The sequence below is a fragment of the Streptococcus sp. IsoGale021 genome (assembly GCF_031142795.1).
Classification (GTDB): Bacteria; Bacillota; Bacilli; order Lactobacillales; family Streptococcaceae; genus Streptococcus; species Streptococcus hominis.
Genome location: NZ_JAKZJH010000002.1, coordinates 184,505 through 205,383 on the forward strand (window position 1 = coordinate 184,505; position 20,879 = coordinate 205,383).

The following is a 20,879-nucleotide window of genomic DNA, read 5'->3' on the forward strand; positions in this document are numbered from 1 at the left end:
TCTAATTTTTTCTTGATTTTTAAAACGTTTTCATATACAATAAAAACATCTCAAAAAAGGAGTAAATCTATGTTAATCGGTATTCCAAAAGAAATTAAAAACAATGAGAATCGTGTTGCTTTAACACCAGCTGGCGTTCACAGTCTCGTCCAAAAAGGTCATCAGGTTTTGGTTGAAACCAAAGCTGGTCTTGGTTCTGGATTTACAGACGCTGACTACAAAGCACAGGGAGCGACAATTGTTACAACTGCAGCCGAAGCTTGGACAGCTGATCTAGTTGTCAAAGTCAAAGAACCCTTAGCTGCTGAATACGGCCTCTTACGTGATGACCTCTTGCTTTTCACCTATCTGCACATGGCTGCTGCGCCTGAATTAGCCGATGCGATGATTGGGGGCAAGACAACAGGGATTGCTTACGAAACCGTTCGTGACCAAGAGGGGCATCTCCCCTTGCTTGTGCCCATGAGTGAAGTGGCAGGACGTATGGCTGTACAGATTGGAGCTCACTTTCTAACCAAACAAGAAGGTGGTTCTGGTGTACTACTGGGCGGTGTGCCAGGTGTTCCTAAAGGAAAAGTCACTATCATTGGAGGGGGCGTTGTTGGAACACACGCAGCTCGCATCGCTTTAGGACTGGGAGCGCAGGTCACTATTCTTGATATCAGCGCTAAACGCCTGTCCGAACTCGAAGACCTTTTTGGCCACCAAATCCAGACCCTTATGTCTAATTCTTTCAATATTGCTGAAAGTGTCAAAGAGGCCGATGTAGTGATTGGAGCAGTATTAATCCCTGGTGCCAAAGCTCCCAAGCTCGTTACTGATGAAATGGTCAGTAAAATGCGACCTGGATCTGTTATTGTGGATGTAGCCGTTGACCAAGGTGGAGTTGTTGCAACTGCTGATCGTGTAACCACTCACGATGAACCTGTCTATGAAAAACATGGCGTGCTTCATTATGCAGTTGCCAACATACCTGGTGCTGTTGCTCGCACATCAACTCTTGCTTTAACAAATGTAACACTTCCTTACATTGAAGCTTTGGCGGACAAAGGGTTTGAACAAGCTATTGCAGATGATTTGGGTCTACAACAAGGAGTTACTACTTATAAAGGTTATCTCACTAGCCAACCCGTTGCAGAAGGGCTTAATCGTGACTACACAGATATCAATAATTTATTAGTATAAATTTCGAAAAGGATGGCTTCGCCAAGTCCTACCCACCACCTCAAAGTAATGCTTTGTATAATCACCTACCATTGCTTTTATTATAAGAACAATTTGAGTCTGAGAAAAATAGTGTCTTAGACTCTTTTTATATAAAAATTGAGTCTGTATAATAAAAAACTCTTGGTGTCAATCCCCATCTAAAATGGACAGATAAAAAAGTAACTGTTAAAAGGTATGACTCCTGATATTCCCTAGGAGTCATACCTTTTAATCTTTCTTATGGTCTATCATTATTATACCAGTCTAACTTTTGATTTGGTTGAGCAGTTCCTCTCTGTCTAACGGTGGATGTAACCATAAGGACTTACTTTTGAAGTGTGAGAGGAAATTTTCACACAAAGCATTATTATAACAATCCCCCTTACCTTCCTATACAACTCCTTGAACTCCATTTCCTTCTCCTTCCTTGTTCTTACCTCTTTAGAGTATCATGAACGAAGAAGCTTTGGACTGCTAATCGCTATTCTTTCTTTTATTGGCTCCCTTCTGACCCTCTTGGTAGCCTCCCTGTCGCTTCAGAGTGAAAACAAGCAAAAAGAGAGAACTTTGTCCCTCTCTCGATCTTAGATCTAGTCACCCACTACAGTTGACAATGAGCCTGAAAAAGCCCACTAGATTTCTCTAATGGACTTTCATTGTTCTATCTGATGATAGAATTACGCCTTCTTCTTTAACAAGTAAGCAGCTCCACTTAAGGTGAACAGACCTGCAAGTAATGCAAAGAATGAATTTTGACTACCTGTTGAAGGGAGAATTTTCTTCTTCGATTTCTCTGGTGTACTTGGTGGGGTTTGTGGAATTTGTGGCTTCTCTGGTGTATGACGATTCGTGATATTCATACCATCTACCTTCGGTGTGTAACCTTTCGGTACCGCAACTTCTTCCACCGTATAAGTGATTTCCTTACCTGCTTCATATTTGGCAAGTTGTTCAAAACTATATTTCCATCCAGTTGCTTCGCTTGCTGTTGCTACTTTGCCTGTATCTTTGCCATTTGCAAGCAATCTTACTTGAATCTCTTTTGGACGAAGACCGTCTTTGTCATTGTCATCTTCCCAAGTCTTTTGACCGTTGACTGAAGTAGTAGCTGGAGTGTAGCTGTTGACAAGATTCATGCCATTTGCTTTAGAGGTATAGCCTTTTGGTACATCTACTTCCTCAACAGAATAAACAATTTCTTTTCCAGCTTTGTAACGATCCAAATCCTTAAAGCTGTATTTCCATCCAGTTGCTTCGCTTGCTGTCGCTACTTTGCCCGTATCTTTGCCATTTGCAAGCAATCTTACTTGAATCTCTTTTGGACGAAGACCATCTTGGTCATTATCATCGTCCCAAATCTTTTGACCGCTGACTGAAGTAGTAGCTGGAGTGTAGCTGTTGACAAGATTCATGCCATTTGCTTTAGAGGTATAGCCTTTTGGTACATCTACTTCCTCAACAGAATAAACAATTTCTTTTCCAGCTTTGTAACGATCCAAACCTTCAAAGCTGTATTTCCATCCAGTTGCTTCGCTTGCTGTCGCTACTTTGCCCGTATCTTTGCCATTTGCAAGCAATCTTACTTGAATCTCTTTTGGACGAAGACCATCTTGGTCATTATCATCGTCCCAAATCTTTTGACCGCTGACTGAAGTAGTAGCTGGAGTGTAGCTGTTGACAAGATTCATGCCATTTGCTTTAGAGGTATAGCCTTTTGGTACATCTACTTCCTCAACAGAATAAACAATTTCTTTTCCAGCTTTGTAACCATCCAAATCCTTAAAGCTGTATTTCCAATCAGTTGCTTCGCTCGCTGTTGCTACTTTACCTGTGTCTTTTCCATCTGCCAATAAACGAACTTTGATTTCAGTAGGACGTTTTCTGTCTTGGTTATTACTGTCATTCCAAGTCTTTTGACCTGTCAAGTTTACCTTTTCTGGAGTATGCTTATTGGTAATTGTGTATTGATTGTTTCCAGATGGTTCAACTTCTGATTTGTAAGATTCTACGGCAACTTCTTGAACCTTATAGACAATTTCTTTACCGTTTTCATACTTCGGTAATGGTTTGGATTCAAATGCCCAACCTTTTTCTTCTGAAGTTTCAACTTCATCAACGATTGTGCCGCCTTTCAGAATTTGAACCTTGACTGTTTTTGTTCGCTTGCCGTCTTGGTTGTTAGCATCTTCCCAGACTTTCTTACCAGAAATGACGATTGTTTCTGGGTCATGGGTGTTTGTGATTTCTTGACCCTTGATAGATGTTTCATATCCTGCTACGGCATCTTCCTTAACAGAATAGACAATTTCTTGACCTGTTTCGTATTTTGGAAGATTAGTAAAGGTATGTTTCCAAACATTGCCATTCGCTGGATCTGCTTCTGCGACTTTGATATCATATTTCTCAACTTCGGTAGTCACACCGCCAACTGTCTTCATCAAGTGAACCGTGATATGGTCTGGACGTTTGCCATCTTGGTTATTATTGTCATTCCAAGTCTTCGTCACTTGATAATCAATCATTTTTGGTGTGTATTTGTTGGTAATATTGAAATCATTGATTTCGCTGGTGTATTCAGAAACGACTTCTTCGGTCAGGCTATATTTAATCACCTTGCCTGCTTTGAATTTAGGAAGTTTTGTAAAGACTGTAGACCAAGTGCCGTCAGCTGCCGCTTTCACTTCTTTGGAAGCCACTTTTTCACCGTCGGCCAAGAGGTTGACCGTAATCGATTTCGGACGTTTGCCATCTTGGTTATTGGCATCATCCCAGTTCTTTGTGGCTTTAATGTCAATCGTTTCTGGAGTATATTTGTTCGTGATTGTAAAGCCAGTTGCTGCATCTCCACTGATTTCACTTGTATAACCAGCTACTGAGCTAACTTCAACTACTTTATAATCAATCGGAGTTCCGCCTTTATCTGCATCTAAATCTGTGAAGCTACCTGCCCAGCCATTTGCTTCTGACAATTCAAGTGTTTTTCCAGTATCCGTGCCATCTGCGAGGAGTTTTACTGTGATAGAAGCTGGGCGTTTGCCATCTTGGTTGTCGGCATCATTCCAGACTTTTTTCACTGGAATTTGTGTTTTAGCTGGCGTGTATTTGTTCGTGAAGACAAGGTCACTGGCTTGTTTAGAAACGGTTGCTTTTAATTCAGTAGCACTGACTTTTTCAACCTTGACTTCTACTTCGTAAACCGTTGAATCATAAGTTACTCCCGCTTCATTTCCAGAAACTTCTGAAACGGTGTACTTATGTGTACCAACTTGATTTTCGTCGTAAGTCAATGGGGTAAATGAGATATCGCCATTTGCTTCATTAGTGACTGTTTGAAGGACTGTGTCACCTTCTTTTAGAACAAAACTATACTTACCTGCTTCTAGCGCTTTATCTTTTAGAACTTTCTTCGCTCCAAGAGTAACTGATGTAGTACCTGCTGGAGTGTAGGTATTCTCGAATGCTTTTTCATCGTCGTAAGCAACAGTTGCTTTAAGGACACCTTTACCATTGTCCGCTACAGTCACTGTGGCTGTGATGGTTTTAGTATCGTACTTGATACCTGTAGCATTACCCGCTTTCTCAGCAATCTTATAAGTATAAGTGCCTGCTTCATTGAAGGTCAACTCTTTAAACTTAACTTTTCCGTCCTTGTCATTCTTCTTAGTATCTTGAACCACACCGTTTGAGTCAGTCAAAGTGAATTCAAACTCGTCACCTTGAAGCTGAATCGGTTCATTTGTGTTCTTATTGATCAACGTTTTCGTTGCAGCAACAGGAACTTTCACTTTAGTTGCTTTATAAGTATTTACGAATTTCTGAATTCCACCATTATCAATGACAGAAATGGCTCCAGGAGGAAGCAATGAGTCAGAACTTGCGAAATTCGCAAAAGGAGCCATTAAAGCAGAAATCTGGTTATAAAGAGGTGTTGCAACAAGTTTACCTTGTCCAGGATCATACACAGAAACGGTGACGTGAACACTTCTTGAATCGTGAGTCACACCGTTAATCGTTTGACCAGCATGAGCTTCAACAATAGTGAATTTGTACTGTCCTTCCTTGTCGAAAGGAATATCCTTGAAGACAACATGACCATTGACATCATTTTTAGCGCGTTGAACTTCGGTTCCTTTCTCATCTTTCAAGATGAATTCAAATTCATCTGCTTGAAGAGGAGTCGGACGATTACCAGTCAATTCTTTATCAACGAAGATATCAGTTTTAGTTGGTAATAATTTATATGTATTTGTGACAGTCGTAGCATCTGTTTGATTGGCTGTGTAGCCGCCTACGGTAGTGACTGGTTTTTCCTGAGCATCTACTTCTTTAACACTATAAGTGTACTTCTTAGCATTTGCATCTGTCGCAGGAAGATTGGTCCATTCAACAGTTCCATCTGTCTTTGGAACTTCTTTCTTCTCAGCATCAGCCACAGCTTCCTCAGTTTCACCTTCTAATGTACGATACAGTTTGAAATAGAATTTTGGACGGGCATCAGCCTTACCACCAGTCCAGACCTTATTAGCAGTTACTTTTGTTTTTGGAACCTCATAAGTGTTGGTTACTTGTGTCTTGTCTGCATTGTAAGAGACGACGTAGTTATGATCGTTAGATGCGACTTTCTCTCCTTCTTTCAAAGGGAGTTCAGTAGTATCTTGAAGCTCACGAACAGAGTAGACTAACTCTGTGGTTCCATCTACATCGTACTTAGGTAGTTGATTTTTCCACTCGTAAGTATAAACACCATTGGACTCAGTTACCTCAGGAGTATAGTTCCCTGAGACAGGTTTTGAATCTGCAACAGTTTGTCCTTTCTTGTGGACATACAAGCCGAGCTTAACTTTCTTATGATCTACGGATTTTCCGCCTACCCAAGTCTTGGTTGCTTTAAAATCAACTGTCACACGTTTATTAGAGATGTTGATCGGAACACCTTTTCCTTGTTTCATCTCAACTTCAAACTCTTGACTATTTACCTGATAGCCTGGTTTCGGAGTTTTTTCTTTAACAATATACTCACCATCACTAAGATGATTTGAAACGGCAATCCCATTCGCATCAGTCCTAACTGTATCGACTAATTGATTAGTAGCTTTATCACGAATTTCAAAAACAACATCTTTCAACTTAACATTTGCATCAGCTTCGTCGAATTTTGTGATTTTGATCTTTCCAGCAATATCAGCAGTAACAGTTGCACCTACAGATTTAACCGTCTTTACATTAAACGTTGCTTCTGTTCTGGTTCCAATACTACCTCCGTATTGTTTCCAAATAAGTTGTGGTTGGTTATCAATCAAGTACTGCGCTGAGTTACTTATCGTTGAAGTATCTGCTGGTGAGGACGTATCATACGTTAAGAAAAAGCTCTTTGTTCCCATATTTTTCGGCATGAGCAATTCAAACCCACGTTTCCCATTGACAAAGGTTAGTAAAGCTTTGTTATCTGAGTCAGCCTTGTATACATTCGGATCGGTTGTGATATCATAACTCTTACCCATTTTTTTAAGAGCAGACGAATTCGTATTCGTCGTCTCAAATTCCGCTTCATGCAGAGAGAAAGTACTTTCTATGTAGCTAGCGAAGGCTCCCTTTGAGACATCATCTGTAATCTTCACCACATGTCCGGTCATATCTTGCTTAGCGCGATTAATTTTCATTTGAAAATGTGCTCTCGCCTTCTTGTCATCGTTATAACCGTACTTTGCAATAGTTTCTCCAATCACGTCAGTCTTTTCATATTTATTCACTTTATACGTGATGGTCTGTTTTTTACCACCTGGTAAAACATAGGTAACCGTTTTCCCTTCTTTTTGGAGCGTTTCAGTTGCTTCTGCAACAAAGTCCCCACGGATATGTTGTTTCCCCTGAACTGCTTCATTGAAAGTAAAGACAAGACGATGGTTGGCACTTTCTACCTTCACAGTCCCCATCTTTGTATTTGAATTTTTATCGATGAGATCCAGACTACTATCTGTCAAACTCAAGTTATCTGGAGCCTTTACGATAAAGTAATCACCATTCTTGATTTCATTAGCTGCCACATTGGGAAATGAGAATTTACCTGAATATTTCAATTTCATCAAAGTATCGTTTGAACCATGAATTCCTTCAGTCTCACTTCCTGTAGATGCGATAGTAATCTTCAAGTCCTCGAAATGGGCTTTATTGGTAACGTCAGCAGCAGAAACCCGCTGGACGTTCCAGAAACCTATAACAGTAAAGACCGTGAATAAAGATAAAAAGAAAATTATCCACTTCTTTGTCTTCATAATAAATTTCTCCTTTTTCTAATTTTTTATAAGCTAATAGTATAAATTTCAATACTATACTACAATTACTATTATACTTCAAATCAGTTAAAAAAAACATATCTTTTAAGGAAGTTTTCTTGACAGATTGTCACCCTTTGATTTATTTTTATTATGATAAGAATAAAGTAATTAAGACTATTTCACGAAACAAAACAATAAAAGTGCTATAAAATTCATACAACGAGTAAGTCCACTGGAGATTATGAACTTTCTGAAAGGTCAAAACAATACTAACATCGTTCTTGAACTCCCATACCCCAACGCTAAGCTAGAGACTAGCAACAACCTCTTCAAAGTCATCAAGCGAAATGTTTTTAGCTTTTGAAACTTTGATAAGATAAAAAATGCATTTCCACGTTTTATCCACTGGGGTAATCTTCCACCACCTATCATTTAAATTCGGAGCTATATCTGGTAAATTGGTTTCCTTTTTTAGCCATAACAAAAAAGCCCTTAGCAGGCTTCTTTGTTGCTTTGTTCACATTTGCTTTTTCTTTTTAGGTTTAGGTAGCGGCAGTTGATCATACATAGCTAAAATCAGATCTTCTAGAAACACCTTATTATCAAGGTCTTCCACTAAAATCATTTCTTTGGCACCTTCGTATGGAAACTCAAACGAAGGTTGGTCAATCTTATCTAAGACTGCTTGCACAGGTTTAACTAAAAAGCGATTATCATAAATACCACCAATAATCTTACCACGGAAGTAAAGAATATACTCTCCCATCATAGAACGGTAAGCCACATCATCTAATCCCGATAATTGCTCCAAAACAAATTCCAAATAGTTTTTACTTGATGCCATTTCTAACCTCTTAAGCTCTGTTCGACGATAACACCCGTATAGAGTTCTTGCTTGACCTCACTTCCAATTGGTTTGAAGCCCTGCTTTTTCCAAAAATGCTGAGATTGTGGATTCCCCTTGATATAAGCCAAACGTGCTTTTCGAAAGTTTTTAGCAAAATAGGTTAGCGCTTCTGTCACAATCTGGCTGCCAATACCTTTCCCTTGATAGGTCTGATTAACCATAAATAGACCAATAAAAACTGTCTCCTCATCAGGATAGGCATAGACAAAATCCATAACAGCTACAAGGTTAGAGCTATCCCAAAAGCCAACATAAAACTTATCAGCCTTAGCTTTACCTTCAGGTAGACGAAGCATGTCCTCTTTTACACTTGCCAAATTTGGCTTTGGTGGACAATACTGAAAATATAGAGGATTGCTTTCATATAAAGATAAAATACTTGGAATATCCTTTTCAGTTAGTATTCTACAGCTGTAATACTTAGATAGTTGGTCAATCATTTTTTAATTCTTACTTTCTGTGTCCTGTGATTATGACATAGGAAGATGCATTGATAGCCATCAGTCACGTAGCAGATTCTTTTGCAAGCGTACTTCCCCAAAATTAGTCGTGTGCAACTTGTTCAGATTAGTCAAGAGATATCCCTTCATTATCTTCTGATTCCTTGACTGGCTCGCCGACGATTTCGTGGCTAGCTAAACTTGAATTCTCTTCTTTAGAAAAATGATGATGCGCCATTTCAGTAGAATGTTCATAAGCTTGGATAATCTCTGCCACCACAGGATGACGCACAACGTCCTTGGCTGATAAGTAAACGAAATCAATTTGCTTGATATTTTTCAATTTCTCTGTCGCATCAATGAGACCTGATTTACTGTTCTTCGGCAAGTCAATCTGACTAATATCCCCATTGACAATCATCTTGGAATTAAAACCAAGTCGGGTCAAAAACATCTTCATCTGCATAATGGTCGTATTTTGCGCTTCATCTAAGATGACAAAGGCATCATCCAATGTTCGTCCACGCATATAAGCTAAAGGGGCTATCTCAATGATTTCTCGCTCCATAAGGCGCGTAGTCTGTTCTTTCCCAAGAATTTGGAAGAGTGCATCGTAAACGGGTCTCAGATAAGGATCTACTTTTTCTTTTAGATCTCCTGGCAAGAAACCAAGACTTTCCCCTGCTTCAACCGCCGGGCGAGTCAAAATAATCCGCTTGACCTGACCGCGTTTGAGAGCTGTCACCGCCAAGGTCACCGCAAGAAAGGTCTTCCCTGTCCCTGCTGGTCCAATCCCAAAGACAACATCATGATTCTTAATGCTATCGACATACACTTTCTGCCCTAGGGTCTTGACACGAATGGGCTTGCCATAAGAATCTTTGATAATTTCTTCCTCATACAGAGCCACAAACTTATCAATCTCACCATTTTTAACCATGGTAATAGCCGTCACTACATCTGGCGTCCCAATCGTCATCCCGCGATTCACCAAAACTAGCAGAGCTTGAAGCACCTGGCGAGTCTCCTCACAAGCTGCTTCGCTACCGATAATCTGGACAACCTCCGTCCTTGCATGAATGGTTACCTGTAACTCCTGTTCCATTAAACGCAAGTGACGTTCATTGGAACCAAAAAGATGAAAAGCATCATCCGGATGCTGTAAGGTAATTTCTACTGAATGTTCTTGCAAACAAAGAACCTCTTTCTTCACATTATTTACTATATTATAGCAAAGTAACTCGGAAAATTCTATCACTTCTCTGAACTAATGATCCTGATATTCTTCCCAAATCGCATCAAAATCGCTAAGATTAAAGGAAAAGTCAGCATGCTCTTCTAAATAGCGGCTAACTTCATCAAAATCATCCGTATGCTTAGGAAAAGTCGGTTCATGAAAAACTAAATCGGCGAGTATTGCCTTGGGCGCTTTGCTTTTGGGATTACGCTCCGTCATCAACCAAGTGTAAAACGATTTTCTCATTCTATCTTTTCTCCTTTCTTACTTTTTAACCAATCTGGTAAATATTCAGTCAAACCTAATGCAGACAATATGATGATTTGGGGTAAAAATTGAATCAAATACCGCGTCTTTCCACCTTCAAAAATGAGCAAAAACAACAAACCTCCAAAAACTGCAAGACTGATACAATTCAATTTATCATTTGCACGATATTTCCACAAGGCAAAAACAAGTCCCAGACTCACCACAATCCAAACAACTTGCTTCACAATCTCATAATACCGATACTCACTCTTATCCACACTCAGAAAATAGGTTCTGATAAACTGCGCCACAGGATTCTGTTTTGTATAAGGATAAAGAGGGGAAATATAGGGCGTTTTCTCATATTCCACATCTCGATACAACCAGCCTAGAGTTCCCTCTGAAACAGCTAATGAATGCTTATAGTAAAGATGACTGAGAAATCCTAAAAACGAATATTCTTTTAAACGCCGCTTGATTTCTTTTTTGACATTTTCTTGCTTGAACATTCCATTATTGTACCGATCTCGCTCATCAACATCAATATATTGAAGCAAGCCCTCTTTCACGTCTTCTTGATCGTGTCCAATAAAAGTCAACCCTAAGTCGATAAAGAGCAGAGGACTTTTTGACAATCCTTTCCCTTGCATCAATGTCACTTCTGTTTGATGCGCTTTGAGATAGCTTCCACCAAGGGAAACCATACTAAATGATAAAAGAAAGGTGACAAAGATTAGGATAAATTTCTTCCATTCCTTTTTGAAAAACAGCAACATAAAACCTGCCATAATGACAATCAACACAGTTGGTCGAATCAGAAATGCAAGTCCGCTTATCAAGCCCAATCCGATTGTCTTTATGAAGAGTACCCTTTTATCCTGCCATTGAAGCCCAAATAAATCAAAAAGTAAGAATATTTGTAAAGCGATGAGCGGAAGAGGCCATATATCCGTGTACATCGAATAAAAATAAGGTGAAAAACCAACTAGTAAGACATACAAACTAAATGTCACATCAGCAGCGGGCTTGCTCACATATTTTTTCATTCCCTTATACAAAATGAGAGCCGTTATATCGGCATAAAATATATTTAACCCTTGCAAAATCCATAAAGCTGAACTTCCAAAGATATTATAAAAAAAGCGCTCATACAAAAAGAGAAACAGATTATTCGGATTGCGTGTCAAATAACTGGAAATAGAAGATTCTTTTAAGTACTTAAAAGCGCCGTTAAAAACAACTGCTGCATCTCGCCGAATCAACAACTGAGCAGATAAAAGCATGGCTAGCTGAAATACAATCACCGCTATCATAATAGCAACTTTGTGCTTCATCAGGTAGTGGTAGCATTTTTTAACATTTTCTAGATAACGATAAGCCAGAAACGCTAGTATCGCCACTCCAATCAAAGCCAGACTAGAAATTGTCCCTAGATGACTAATCGCAGTAAAAAACCAATGCAAGCCAATCAGTAACATGATTTTTTGCAAGATTCCAAAGAAAAAAGAGTACATTTTTAGCATAGGGATATTATAACAAAATCTACAGTGTTTCGCTATTTAAAAAAACAACAATCGTCAGATTGCTGCTTAACGTCTAATTACTTGCTACGTCCGTTTTCTTCATTAAATTTATCTGGATGTGCCCAAACTTCTGCCTGAGGATACTTCCTACTTAGTTCTATTAGATTCATCTTTCTTATCCCTGCCAATTTTCTTGATCATGCTTAAATTTCTCAAGTAGGGCCAATCCTTCTGCTGAAACATAGCCTTCTTGTTCCGCCAGATTAATCAATTCAGTATAGTTAGATAAGGTCACTAGTTTCACACCTGCATCTGAAAAATTCTTTTCTGCTCGAGGCAATTCGTAAGTGAAAATAGCCACTACTCCAATGACGTCTGCACCTTCTCGCTTCGCTGCTGCAACGGCATCCAAAACGGAACCACCAGTTGAAATTAAATCCTCAACCACGACCATTTTTTGACCTGATTTTACCCGACCTTCAATCTGATTTCCAGCACCGTGGTCTTTTGGTTTGCTACGAATATAGGCAAAGGGCAGATTCATCTTGTCTGCAATAATAGCACCGTGAGGAATACCTGCTGTCGCTGTTCCAGCAATGACTTCTACTTCTGGAAATTCAGCCTTGATTTTCTCTACAAAACCATTTTCAATCAAGGTTCGCGTTTCCGGATAGGCTAAGGTCACACGATTGTCTGTGTAGATTGGAGACTTAATACCGCTCGCCCAAGTGAAAGGCTCTTCCGGTTTCAAGTAAACAGCCTCAATTTTCAGTAAGTCACGGGCAATATCTTTTGCTAAAGTCATGATTTCTCCTTTACAATAATTCAATAGTGGAAGCAAAAAATTGTTCCAAAAAATATGTCTTTTCTTTAATATCTTCTATGGTAATATTCTCATTTGTAGAGGTCAGCACCCACTTATCCTCCACATCATCTTGTCGGTGAATAACAGCAATCAATTCTCCTTCAAAAGATTCCAAAGGTTCTCGTATTTTTTCCGAAATGATATAAACATCTTGTTCTTCGCCGTCTCCAGCAAATAAATCCGGAATATAACCATAGTTGATAGGATAACGATTTCCAAAACTATCTTGATAACCGATGGGTCTATCAATGATTGCTCGATAAATTTTTCTAACCATTCACCCATTCCGCCTTTATAGCTCGGTAAGCAGCTACTGGATCAGTTGCTCGTGTGATGGGACGCCCAACCACAATGTAATCACTACCAATTTGATGAGCTTCTTGCGGCGTCATAACCCGTTTTTGATCCCCGATTTCAGAACCAGCTGGGCGAATACCTGGAGTGACGCACAGAAAATCTTCTGATGTTGCGGCTTTAATCAGCTTAACCTCCTGAGCCGAACAAACAACTCCGTCCAGTCCAGCTTCCTTAGCTTTGCAGGCATAGTTGACAACAGATTCTGAAACAGTTGTTTGGATATTTTGGCAATCCCGCATATCTTCCTCACTGGTAGAAGTCAGCTGGGTCACTGCTACGAGCTTTGCCTGATCACCTAAAACCTTCTTGGCTTCTCGCATCATTTCCACGCCACCTGCCGCATGAACCGTCACCATATCAATCCCAAAGGTTCTCAAAACTGACATAGCTGAACGAACTGTATTTGGAATGTCGTGCAATTTCAAATCTAGGAAAATGCTGTGTCCCAAACCTTTCAGATAATGCACAATTTCCGGACCAATGGCATAGAAAAATTCCATACCGATTTTGACATAGAGCTTTTCGTCTTCTGGAAAATGCTCCAAAAACTCCTTGACATCATCAAATGACGGAAAATCAAGGGCAATAATAGGACGTTCTTCACGCATGGGGGATAATCTCCTTATTTTTACTGGTAATAATCATAAAGAAAAACCTTGCCTGAGAGCAAGGTTACACGAAAATCAGCATTTTATTGCCATTTTAAACCGTATGTACCTTGGAGCCTCTCTGGACTTCTTTAAAGGTTTTATTTCAATTATTTTATAATTTACTTTATCTCTTGTCAAGTAAAATATCAATTAAGCAAGCAAATTTTCCTTGACTTCTGCTCGCAGACTTTCCAAACTTTCAATGCCATACTTATCCATAACTTTAGGTAGGTTCTCAATGATATTAGGACAAGCATGAGGGTCTGTGAAATTTGCCGTACCAACACCAATAGCTGATGCTCCCGCAATAAACATTTCAATGGCTGCTTCTGCTGAATCTACTCCACCCATACCAATGATTGGCAAACTGCTGGATTGGGCTACCTGACGAATTAACTTCAAGGCAACGGGAAAAACAGCAGGACCTGACATACCGCCCGTTCCATTTGCGAGAATTGATTTTCTACTTTTCAAATCAAATCGCATACCAACTAAGGTGTTAATCATGGTAAATCCTGTTGCTCCTGCAGCTTCTACAGCTTTAGAAATTTCGGTAATGTCTGCTACACTTGGCGTTAATTTGACATATACCGGCACACTAGAAGCTTCAACTGCTGCTTTCGTGGCATTGTAAGCCAAATCTGGCACCTGCCCAATCAATAATCCTCCATTGCCATGATCCACATTAGGACAGGAAATATTGAGTTCAATTGCTTTAACGTTTGGTGCTTGAGAAATTTTTCCTGCGACAAAAGCATATTCTTCATTGGAAAATCCAGCAACATTAGCAATAATTGGCAGATTAGGATAATGTTGATTCAGCCAAGGAAGCTTTTCTGCTAACACCACATCTACACCAGGATTTTGCAAACCAATAGCATTGAGCATACCAGCTGGTGTTTCCGCCACACGCGGTGTCGGATTGCCAAAACGAGGATTCTGCGTGCTTGCTTTAATCATGATTGAGCCAAGCACATCCAGATCATAATATTTGGCATATTCCTGACCAAAACCAAAACAACCCGAAGCTGGAATAATTGGATTTTTCAGTTCCAATCCCGGAAGAGAAACTGCTAAACGATTTTTCGACATGTTCACCTCCTACACCAAAACTGTACCAGTCTCAAAAACGGGACCGTCTTCACAGACACGCTTATTGACTGATTGATCCTCACCAATCACATGAAGTACGCAAGCATAGCAAGCCCCCATTCCACAAGCCATTCGTGACTCCATAGAAATGTAAGCTCGCGGATGACTACGAAATGTTTCATCAACATATTTGAGCATGCCGGGAGCTCCGCAAGCATAAACCGCTGTAAAACTTTCTGGCAATTCATTCACAACAGAAGAAACGTAGCCTTTGCGACCATAAGAACCGTCATCTGTTGTTACGATGACACGACCGTATTTTTTCATCTCTTCTTCCAAAATAACGGTGGCTTTTGTTGCAAATCCAAGAACTGAAGTGACCTTGACCCCTTTGATATGTAATTCTTTTGCTACTTGCAGCAAGGGCGGAACACCAATACCGCCTCCTATGATTAAGGCTGTATCTTCAATGTCCAAACCAGATAAATCAAACCCATTTCCTTGAGGACCCATGACATCCAACTGAAAACCCTTCTGCAATTTAGAAAAAATTTCTGTGCCTGCCCCTTCTATCCTGTAAATAATCCGACAAATTTTTCTCTCTTTATCAATCTCTGAAATTGAAATAGGTCGCCGTAGAAGCTTTGTATCATCTGGGACTCGAATATGTAGAAACTGCCCAGCCTTCATCTGGCTAACCATTTCCCCTTGTAAATCCATAGCAAAAATTCGCGGAGCAATTTCCTCTTGATGCACAATGTTCATCTTCTCCAACATGATTTTTCCAAATCTTTTCTTACACGAACTACTTACCATTTCTACCTCATTTCTTTACCAAAAAAGACCTCGCATACACACGCAAGGTCTCACGAAAATAGAGAGCAGACTTGTTCCCACTCTTCCTTCACCTGAAACCTTGGAAGCCTCGCTGGACTTTCTTAAAGGTTAAATTTAACATATTTTACAACTTAACAAGTGTTTTGTCAATGCTAATGTGATAAAATAGGCTTATGAGAATTCAGCAATTACATTATATTATCAAAATCGTCGAAACGGGCAGTATGAACGAAGCTGCCAAACAATTATTCATCACCCAGCCAAGTCTGTCTAATGCTGTGCGTGATTTGGAAAATGAAATGGCTATTGAGATTTTCATCCGCAATCCCAAGGGCATTACCTTGACTAAGGACGGCATGGAATTTCTTTCCTATGCTCGTCAGGTAGTAGAGCAAACCCAGCTGCTGGAAGAACGTTATAAAAATCCCGTTGCTAACCGAGAACTTTTCAGCGTTTCCTCACAACACTACGCCTTTGTGGTCAATGCTTTCGTATCTCTGCTCAAAAAGAGTGACATGGAAAAGTACGAGCTCTTCCTGCGGGAAACCCGAACTTGGGAAATCATTGATGACGTCAAAAATTTCCGTAGTGAAATTGGTGTTCTATTTCTCAACAGCTACAACCGCGATGTCCTCTCCAAAATGCTAGATGACAATCACTTGATTGCCACTCATCTCTTTACCGCACAGCCCCATATCTTTGTCAGTAAGAGCAATCCTCTAGCAAAGAAAAAACTGGTGCAATTAGCTGATCTAGAAGATTTTCCTTACCTCAGTTACGATCAAGGAACCCACAATTCCTTTTACTTTTCAGAAGAAATCCTATCCCAAGAACACCATAAAAAATCCATCGTTGTCAGTGACCGAGCAACCCTTTTCAATCTTTTAATCGGTCTTGACGGTTACACTATCGCAACTGGTATTCTCAACAGCAATCTCAACGGTGACAATATTGTTTCCATTCCGCTAGATATTGATGACCCTATTGAGCTGGTTTATATCAAACACGAAAAAGCTAGTTTGTCTAAAATGGGTGATAAATTCATTGAATACTTGTTAGAAGAAGTTCAATTTGATAAGTAAACCATAATCATCTTATGTGTGATAAACAACGAAATTTTTATGCTATATTTTCTCCCATCGCTTTACAATAGGCTTGAATACCTTTATTGTATCGCGTTGGGAGTTTTTTCTAGCATTTTCATTTTTATGTGTAGCGAGAAACTGTTATCCTATCATTTAAAATAGAATAAAATTACGCAATTAAAAACAGCATAAACTTTCTTACGATAGGTTTGTGCTGTTTTCTTTAATACATAGGTCTGTCGCCGTCTGTTCCTGACTTTGAAATACCTAGACTAGCATAGTTGTATAAAGACGGTTCTTTTATGATACAAACAATCAAATCCGCAATACTTGCTCTTGAGATGATTGTTTCTTCTAATCTTTTAATTGATTATATTCCTCGTCTGAAACGGCTTCACACCATTCGTTTGACAAGTCTTCCCCAGGAACACCAAACGCTATATGGCTGAACCAAGAATCTTTTTTCGCACCGTGCCAGTGCTTTACATTCGCAGGGATAATCACTACAGAGCCTTCAGATAAGCTGACTGCTTCTTTACCTTCTTCTTGATACCAACCTTCACCAGCCGTACAAATCAGAATTTGTCCACCGCCCTTGCTAGCGTGGTGAATATGCCAATTATTTCGACAGCCAGGCTCAAAAATGACATTATGAAGGGCGATTACACCATCTTTTGTTGCACCGAGGGAATTTAAATACGATTGACCGATAAAGTATTGAGCATAAGCATCATTTGATGCACCAAGTCCGAAATGATTTGCCTTATCAAAGGCTTCTTTTGTTTGATATTTCATTTTTCTACTTCCTTTGTGATAAATTTACTGTTGTGCATTTACAACTTCGTTGATACAACTAAGTGCATTTAGAGTACGCGGATAACCGATATAAGGGATACAAGCAGAGATGACTGCAATTAACAACGTTTTATCATTTCCTAAGCGAAGATTGGCTGCAATGTGCCCTTTTAGCTGCGGTTCACAGCCCCCTTGAGAATAAAGATAGCAAAATGTCAGCAATTCACGCTCAGCATAATCAAGACTAGAGCGAGTATAATAATCACCAAAACAATTATCTACCAACCATTTGTTAATATGGCGTACATCCGGCTCTCCCTTTGTCGCAAAACCCTTCATCTGGTCGCCAAAAATTGCATTCTGAGCTTCTTCTCCAGCTTCTAAGCGAGTTTGATTTTTCGTATTTTTTTGACTAGCCAAAGGAAGAGAAATTCCTTGATTGGTAAAAATCGTATTCGTCGGTACGAAAAAGGCATAAACACGACTAAGACCTAGATAAGCAACTGCTTGATACAGCAATTCTTTGACTTCCACGGCTTTCACCCCATTATCCAAAGCAACGGGAAGAATCTCTTTATAAGCTTCAAGCCCTTGACTGCCAACTAAAACAGCTAAAGTGGCTAGGTAATATCTTCTTTCATCTAATGAGAAGGGGAGGTCTTTCGGCACTTCCTGAAAAGCGAATTGTTTAAAGAGTGCAACAAATTCTAGATCCGTTTCAGATAAGCCTAGCAAATCCGGAAAAGAGACTTTATTATCAATATCCATGACATTTCCTCACTTTCTTCTTTATATTTAGTATTGTATCGCTTTGCTTTTGACAAATCAATTTGAATTATAAGAAAAATCAGATAAGAAAAACTTATCTGAAATAACGTTTAGCAATTTCTAAAAAATCTTCTGTGTAAGGATGAGCATGCTCCAAATGATAAAAAAGAAAATAGTCTCGCTCTATCGGTTGCTGATTCTGCAAAAGAGGAAATTCGTGATAAAGGTTTGAAGTTGCTTTAGTAGTCATTTTTTCAAATGGAAAATAAGCAGTAGAAACCATGAGTTGCAATGCTACTTCTTCTGGAGAATAAGCAAAATTAAATTCCGACTGAAAGCCAAGATTGTCTCGATAATAATCAGATTCTATCTTTTCCTGGCCTTTCACGGCTAATAACAAAGCTGAATAAGCCTGCAAGTCTTTCATCTGAACATAATTTGATTGTGATAAGGGGTGAGTTTGCCCAATTCTGATATAAAGCGGGAAAGAAGTTAAGCAAATATTCGCATAATTGCCAGAAAATGCTTTTCGCTGGTCGCTAATGGTCATATCCAACTTTTGCTGGCGCAGTGCTGTACCAATTTCTTCGTGACTTCCTACCGTGATTTCCAACTGAACACTTGGAAAACGCTCTTTGAATTCAGCTAAAATCTGGGGCAGTACGCTCTCTGTCATCCCCCACAATAGACCTATCCGCATAGAAACTGGTTGTATCCCTGTCAAAACTTGTGTATCAGCTACCAAACCGTTATAATCTTCTAGCAACCGTTGACTTTTTTGATAAAAAAATTTCCCAGCTCTCGTTAAATGAAATCCGCGATTTTTTCGTTCAAAAAGGGTCACACCAAGCTCCTCTTCCAGCGACTTCATCTGTTGGGACATGGCCGATTGCGAAATAAAATTTTCTTCTGCTGCTTCTGTAAAACTCCTGTACGAACAATATCCTGAAAATAAGACAGCTGTTTAAAATTCATCCCATTCCCTCCTATACTTGCCTGATTTCATTATATCATGAAATGCAAAAAGCCTGTCATTCAAATGAACAGACTTTCATTAAAACTTGGTATATTACGCTTCTTTTACGACTAATTCTTCTCCTAATTGTGAGTAACGTTCTGCTTTTAAATTCTTAATCGTCCACAAGGCAGCAAAGCTAATCAAATAAAGGCTTGCTAGGAAAATCATGACCATTGAGACACTTGAAACATCTAAAATTTTCCCAATAATTACAGATGAAAAGCCTCCAATTGCTCGTCCGACATTTAAGATGACATTATTAGCCGTGGAGCGAATGTGAGCTGGATACAATCTCGTAATCATCGCGCCATAACCAGCAAACATACCATTTACAAAGAAGCCGACAATCGCACCACCGACAATCATGGCTGGCATTGAATTAGCAAATTGGAAGAGATAAACACACATGGAAGAAGCTAAAAGAAAGATTGAATAAACAAATCTTGGTCCCCATTTATCAAGGATTTGACCGAAGGTGAGCATTCCCAGACACATTCCCAAAATCGTTGAGACCATCCAAAGTGAGGAATCTTTTACAGAAATATGCAGGCTTGTTTGGATAATCGTTGGAAGCCAGTTCATCATTCCAAAATACCCAGCAATTTGTACCGTCGTCATAACCATCAGTGCTACCGTCTGAGCTGTTAAAGCTGGTGTTTTAAACAATTCACTCATTTTAACGGACTGGCGTTCTTTTGCTGTTGATTTCACATTGCCATTATCTCGAATATGGTCATCGTCAATCGCTAATATCATCCACAAAACCAAGGCAATAGGCGCAAGTCCAAAGAGGAAAAGGCCTTTCCAGCCAAGTGCCGGTGCCAGCCAACCTGCTAACAGCGCTGAAGTGATAGAACCAATCTGACCTGCAATTCCGTTCAGAGAGGAAATGCGTCCCATTTTTCCAACAGGGACAATCCCTGCCATAATCGCAATGGCAACTCCATACTCGCCGCCAACGCCTATCCCAGCAATAAAACGCATGAGATAGAGATAATAAATATTTTGTGTAAAGTAAATCAGTCCTGTCGCCAATGAAAAAATAACAATCGTCCATTTAAAGACTTTGAACTTGTGATAGCGATCAGCCAGTATGCCAAAAAGCAAACCTCCAACCAACATTCCTAAATTGGTAATCGTCGCAATCCAGCCCCCTTGGGCTCCTGTAACGCCCAATTCTGAAATGATAGACGACATCGAAAAAGCTAAGAACATGACATTTAAGTCGTCTGTTCCTGATGCAACAATTGCAGCAACTAATGCTCGCTTATTATTTTTGTCTAAAGACATTCACATTCTCCTTAATCGTAGCTCACAGACTACATTTATTAATTGAATACAGCCTAAAAATCAAAAAGCTCAGGAAGTCCTGAGCCAAAAGTTTACAGTAAAATAGTAGATTAGCGCACTAATCCATTTTAACGATTACTTTTATGCCTCACGGGACATGATTAAAGTTGTATTTAATTGTATTAAGTATAAAATAGATTGAAAGATTTGTCAAGAGATTTTAAAAAAAGGAATGTGTCTGTTTTTGGGAGAAAATGAAAAATCATCAAGAGAACGACAATCAAG

At 39.4% G+C, this 20,879-nt stretch carries 17 protein-coding genes; 2 read left to right on the plus strand and 15 right to left on the minus strand.

Annotation, left to right across the window (positions count from 1 at the left end):
• Nucleotides 1-69 precede the first annotated feature (69 nt).
• Entirely contained in the window at nucleotides 70-1,185 is a 1,116-nt protein-coding gene (ald, locus tag RG565_RS02555) for an alanine dehydrogenase (RefSeq protein ID WP_247936644.1), read from the plus strand.
• A gap of 698 nt (nucleotides 1,186-1,883) precedes the next feature.
• Here the strand turns inward: ald and RG565_RS02560 are convergent.
• From RG565_RS02560 to RG565_RS02610, 11 genes are all read right to left on the minus strand, one after another.
• The gene (locus tag RG565_RS02560; protein ID WP_308937441.1) at nucleotides 1,884-7,478 is read right to left on the minus strand and encodes a Cna B-type domain-containing protein; all 5,595 of its coding nucleotides are present in this window, start codon (nucleotides 7,476-7,478) and stop codon (nucleotides 1,884-1,886) included.
• A 520-nt stretch (nucleotides 7,479-7,998) separates the two neighbouring features.
• Entirely contained in the window at nucleotides 7,999-8,325 is a 327-nt protein-coding gene (locus RG565_RS02565) for a TfoX/Sxy family protein (RefSeq protein ID WP_247936647.1), read from the minus strand.
• Nucleotides 8,326-8,327: 2 nt separating this feature from the next.
• Nucleotides 8,328-8,828 (minus strand): GNAT family N-acetyltransferase, encoded by a 501-nt coding sequence (locus tag RG565_RS02570; RefSeq protein ID WP_247936648.1) that lies wholly within the window; start codon nucleotides 8,826-8,828, stop codon nucleotides 8,328-8,330.
• A 127-nt stretch (nucleotides 8,829-8,955) separates the two neighbouring features.
• Complete coding sequence (locus tag RG565_RS02575; RefSeq protein ID WP_247936649.1) at nucleotides 8,956-10,020, minus strand: PhoH family protein; 1,065 nt, start codon at nucleotides 10,018-10,020, stop codon at nucleotides 8,956-8,958.
• A 75-nt stretch (nucleotides 10,021-10,095) separates the two neighbouring features.
• Nucleotides 10,096-10,311 carry a YozE family protein gene (locus RG565_RS02580; RefSeq protein WP_106083644.1) on the minus strand — a complete coding sequence of 72 codons (216 nt, stop codon included), beginning with the start codon at nucleotides 10,309-10,311 and terminating at the stop codon, nucleotides 10,096-10,098.
• Nucleotides 10,308-11,837, minus strand: coding sequence for a glycosyltransferase family 39 protein (locus RG565_RS02585; RefSeq protein WP_247936650.1), 1,530 nt, complete (start codon nucleotides 11,835-11,837; stop codon nucleotides 10,308-10,310). Before RG565_RS02585 ends, RG565_RS02580 begins: the two co-directional genes overlap by 4 nt.
• Nucleotides 11,838-12,012: 175 nt before the next feature.
• Nucleotides 12,013-12,642 (minus strand): orotate phosphoribosyltransferase, encoded by a 630-nt coding sequence (gene pyrE / locus RG565_RS02590; RefSeq protein WP_003035668.1) that lies wholly within the window; start codon nucleotides 12,640-12,642, stop codon nucleotides 12,013-12,015.
• Nucleotides 12,643-12,652: 10 nt separating this feature from the next.
• Nucleotides 12,653-12,979, minus strand: a complete 327-nt coding sequence (locus RG565_RS02595) for an inorganic diphosphatase (RefSeq protein ID WP_247936651.1) — start codon at nucleotides 12,977-12,979, stop codon at nucleotides 12,653-12,655.
• Nucleotides 12,972-13,667, minus strand: a complete 696-nt coding sequence (pyrF, locus tag RG565_RS02600; RefSeq protein ID WP_003035645.1) for an orotidine-5'-phosphate decarboxylase — start codon at nucleotides 13,665-13,667, stop codon at nucleotides 12,972-12,974. Before pyrF ends, RG565_RS02595 begins: the two co-directional genes overlap by 8 nt.
• 192 nt (nucleotides 13,668-13,859) lie before the next feature.
• Entirely contained in the window at nucleotides 13,860-14,801 is a 942-nt protein-coding gene (locus RG565_RS02605) for a dihydroorotate dehydrogenase (RefSeq protein WP_247936652.1), read from the minus strand.
• A gap of 9 nt (nucleotides 14,802-14,810) precedes the next feature.
• Nucleotides 14,811-15,617 carry a dihydroorotate dehydrogenase electron transfer subunit gene (locus tag RG565_RS02610; protein WP_195323098.1) on the minus strand — a complete coding sequence of 269 codons (807 nt, stop codon included), beginning with the start codon at nucleotides 15,615-15,617 and terminating at the stop codon, nucleotides 14,811-14,813.
• Nucleotides 15,618-15,811: 194 nt separating this feature from the next.
• Between RG565_RS02610 and RG565_RS02615 the strand changes: the two genes are divergently transcribed.
• A complete protein-coding gene (locus RG565_RS02615) occupies nucleotides 15,812-16,720 on the plus strand; it encodes a LysR family transcriptional regulator (RefSeq protein ID WP_247936653.1) in 909 nt (302 codons plus the stop codon).
• Nucleotides 16,721-17,077: 357 nt separating this feature from the next.
• Here RG565_RS02615 and RG565_RS02620 read toward each other — a convergent pair whose 3' ends face one another.
• The 4 genes from RG565_RS02620 to RG565_RS02635 all read right to left on the minus strand — a co-directional run bounded on the left by RG565_RS02620 (nucleotide 17,078) and on the right by RG565_RS02635 (nucleotide 20,594).
• Complete coding sequence (locus RG565_RS02620; protein ID WP_247936654.1) at nucleotides 17,078-17,518, minus strand: cupin domain-containing protein; 441 nt, start codon at nucleotides 17,516-17,518, stop codon at nucleotides 17,078-17,080.
• 24 nt (nucleotides 17,519-17,542) lie between these two features.
• Entirely contained in the window at nucleotides 17,543-18,286 is a 744-nt protein-coding gene (locus RG565_RS02625; protein ID WP_247936655.1) for a carboxymuconolactone decarboxylase family protein, read from the minus strand.
• Between the two features lie 94 nt (nucleotides 18,287-18,380).
• Complete coding sequence (locus RG565_RS02630) at nucleotides 18,381-19,169, minus strand: LysR family transcriptional regulator (protein WP_247936656.1); 789 nt, start codon at nucleotides 19,167-19,169, stop codon at nucleotides 18,381-18,383.
• 186 nt (nucleotides 19,170-19,355) lie between these two features.
• Nucleotides 19,356-20,594, minus strand: a complete 1,239-nt coding sequence (locus RG565_RS02635; RefSeq protein ID WP_247936657.1) for an MFS transporter — start codon at nucleotides 20,592-20,594, stop codon at nucleotides 19,356-19,358.
• Nucleotides 20,595-20,879 lie beyond the last annotated feature (285 nt).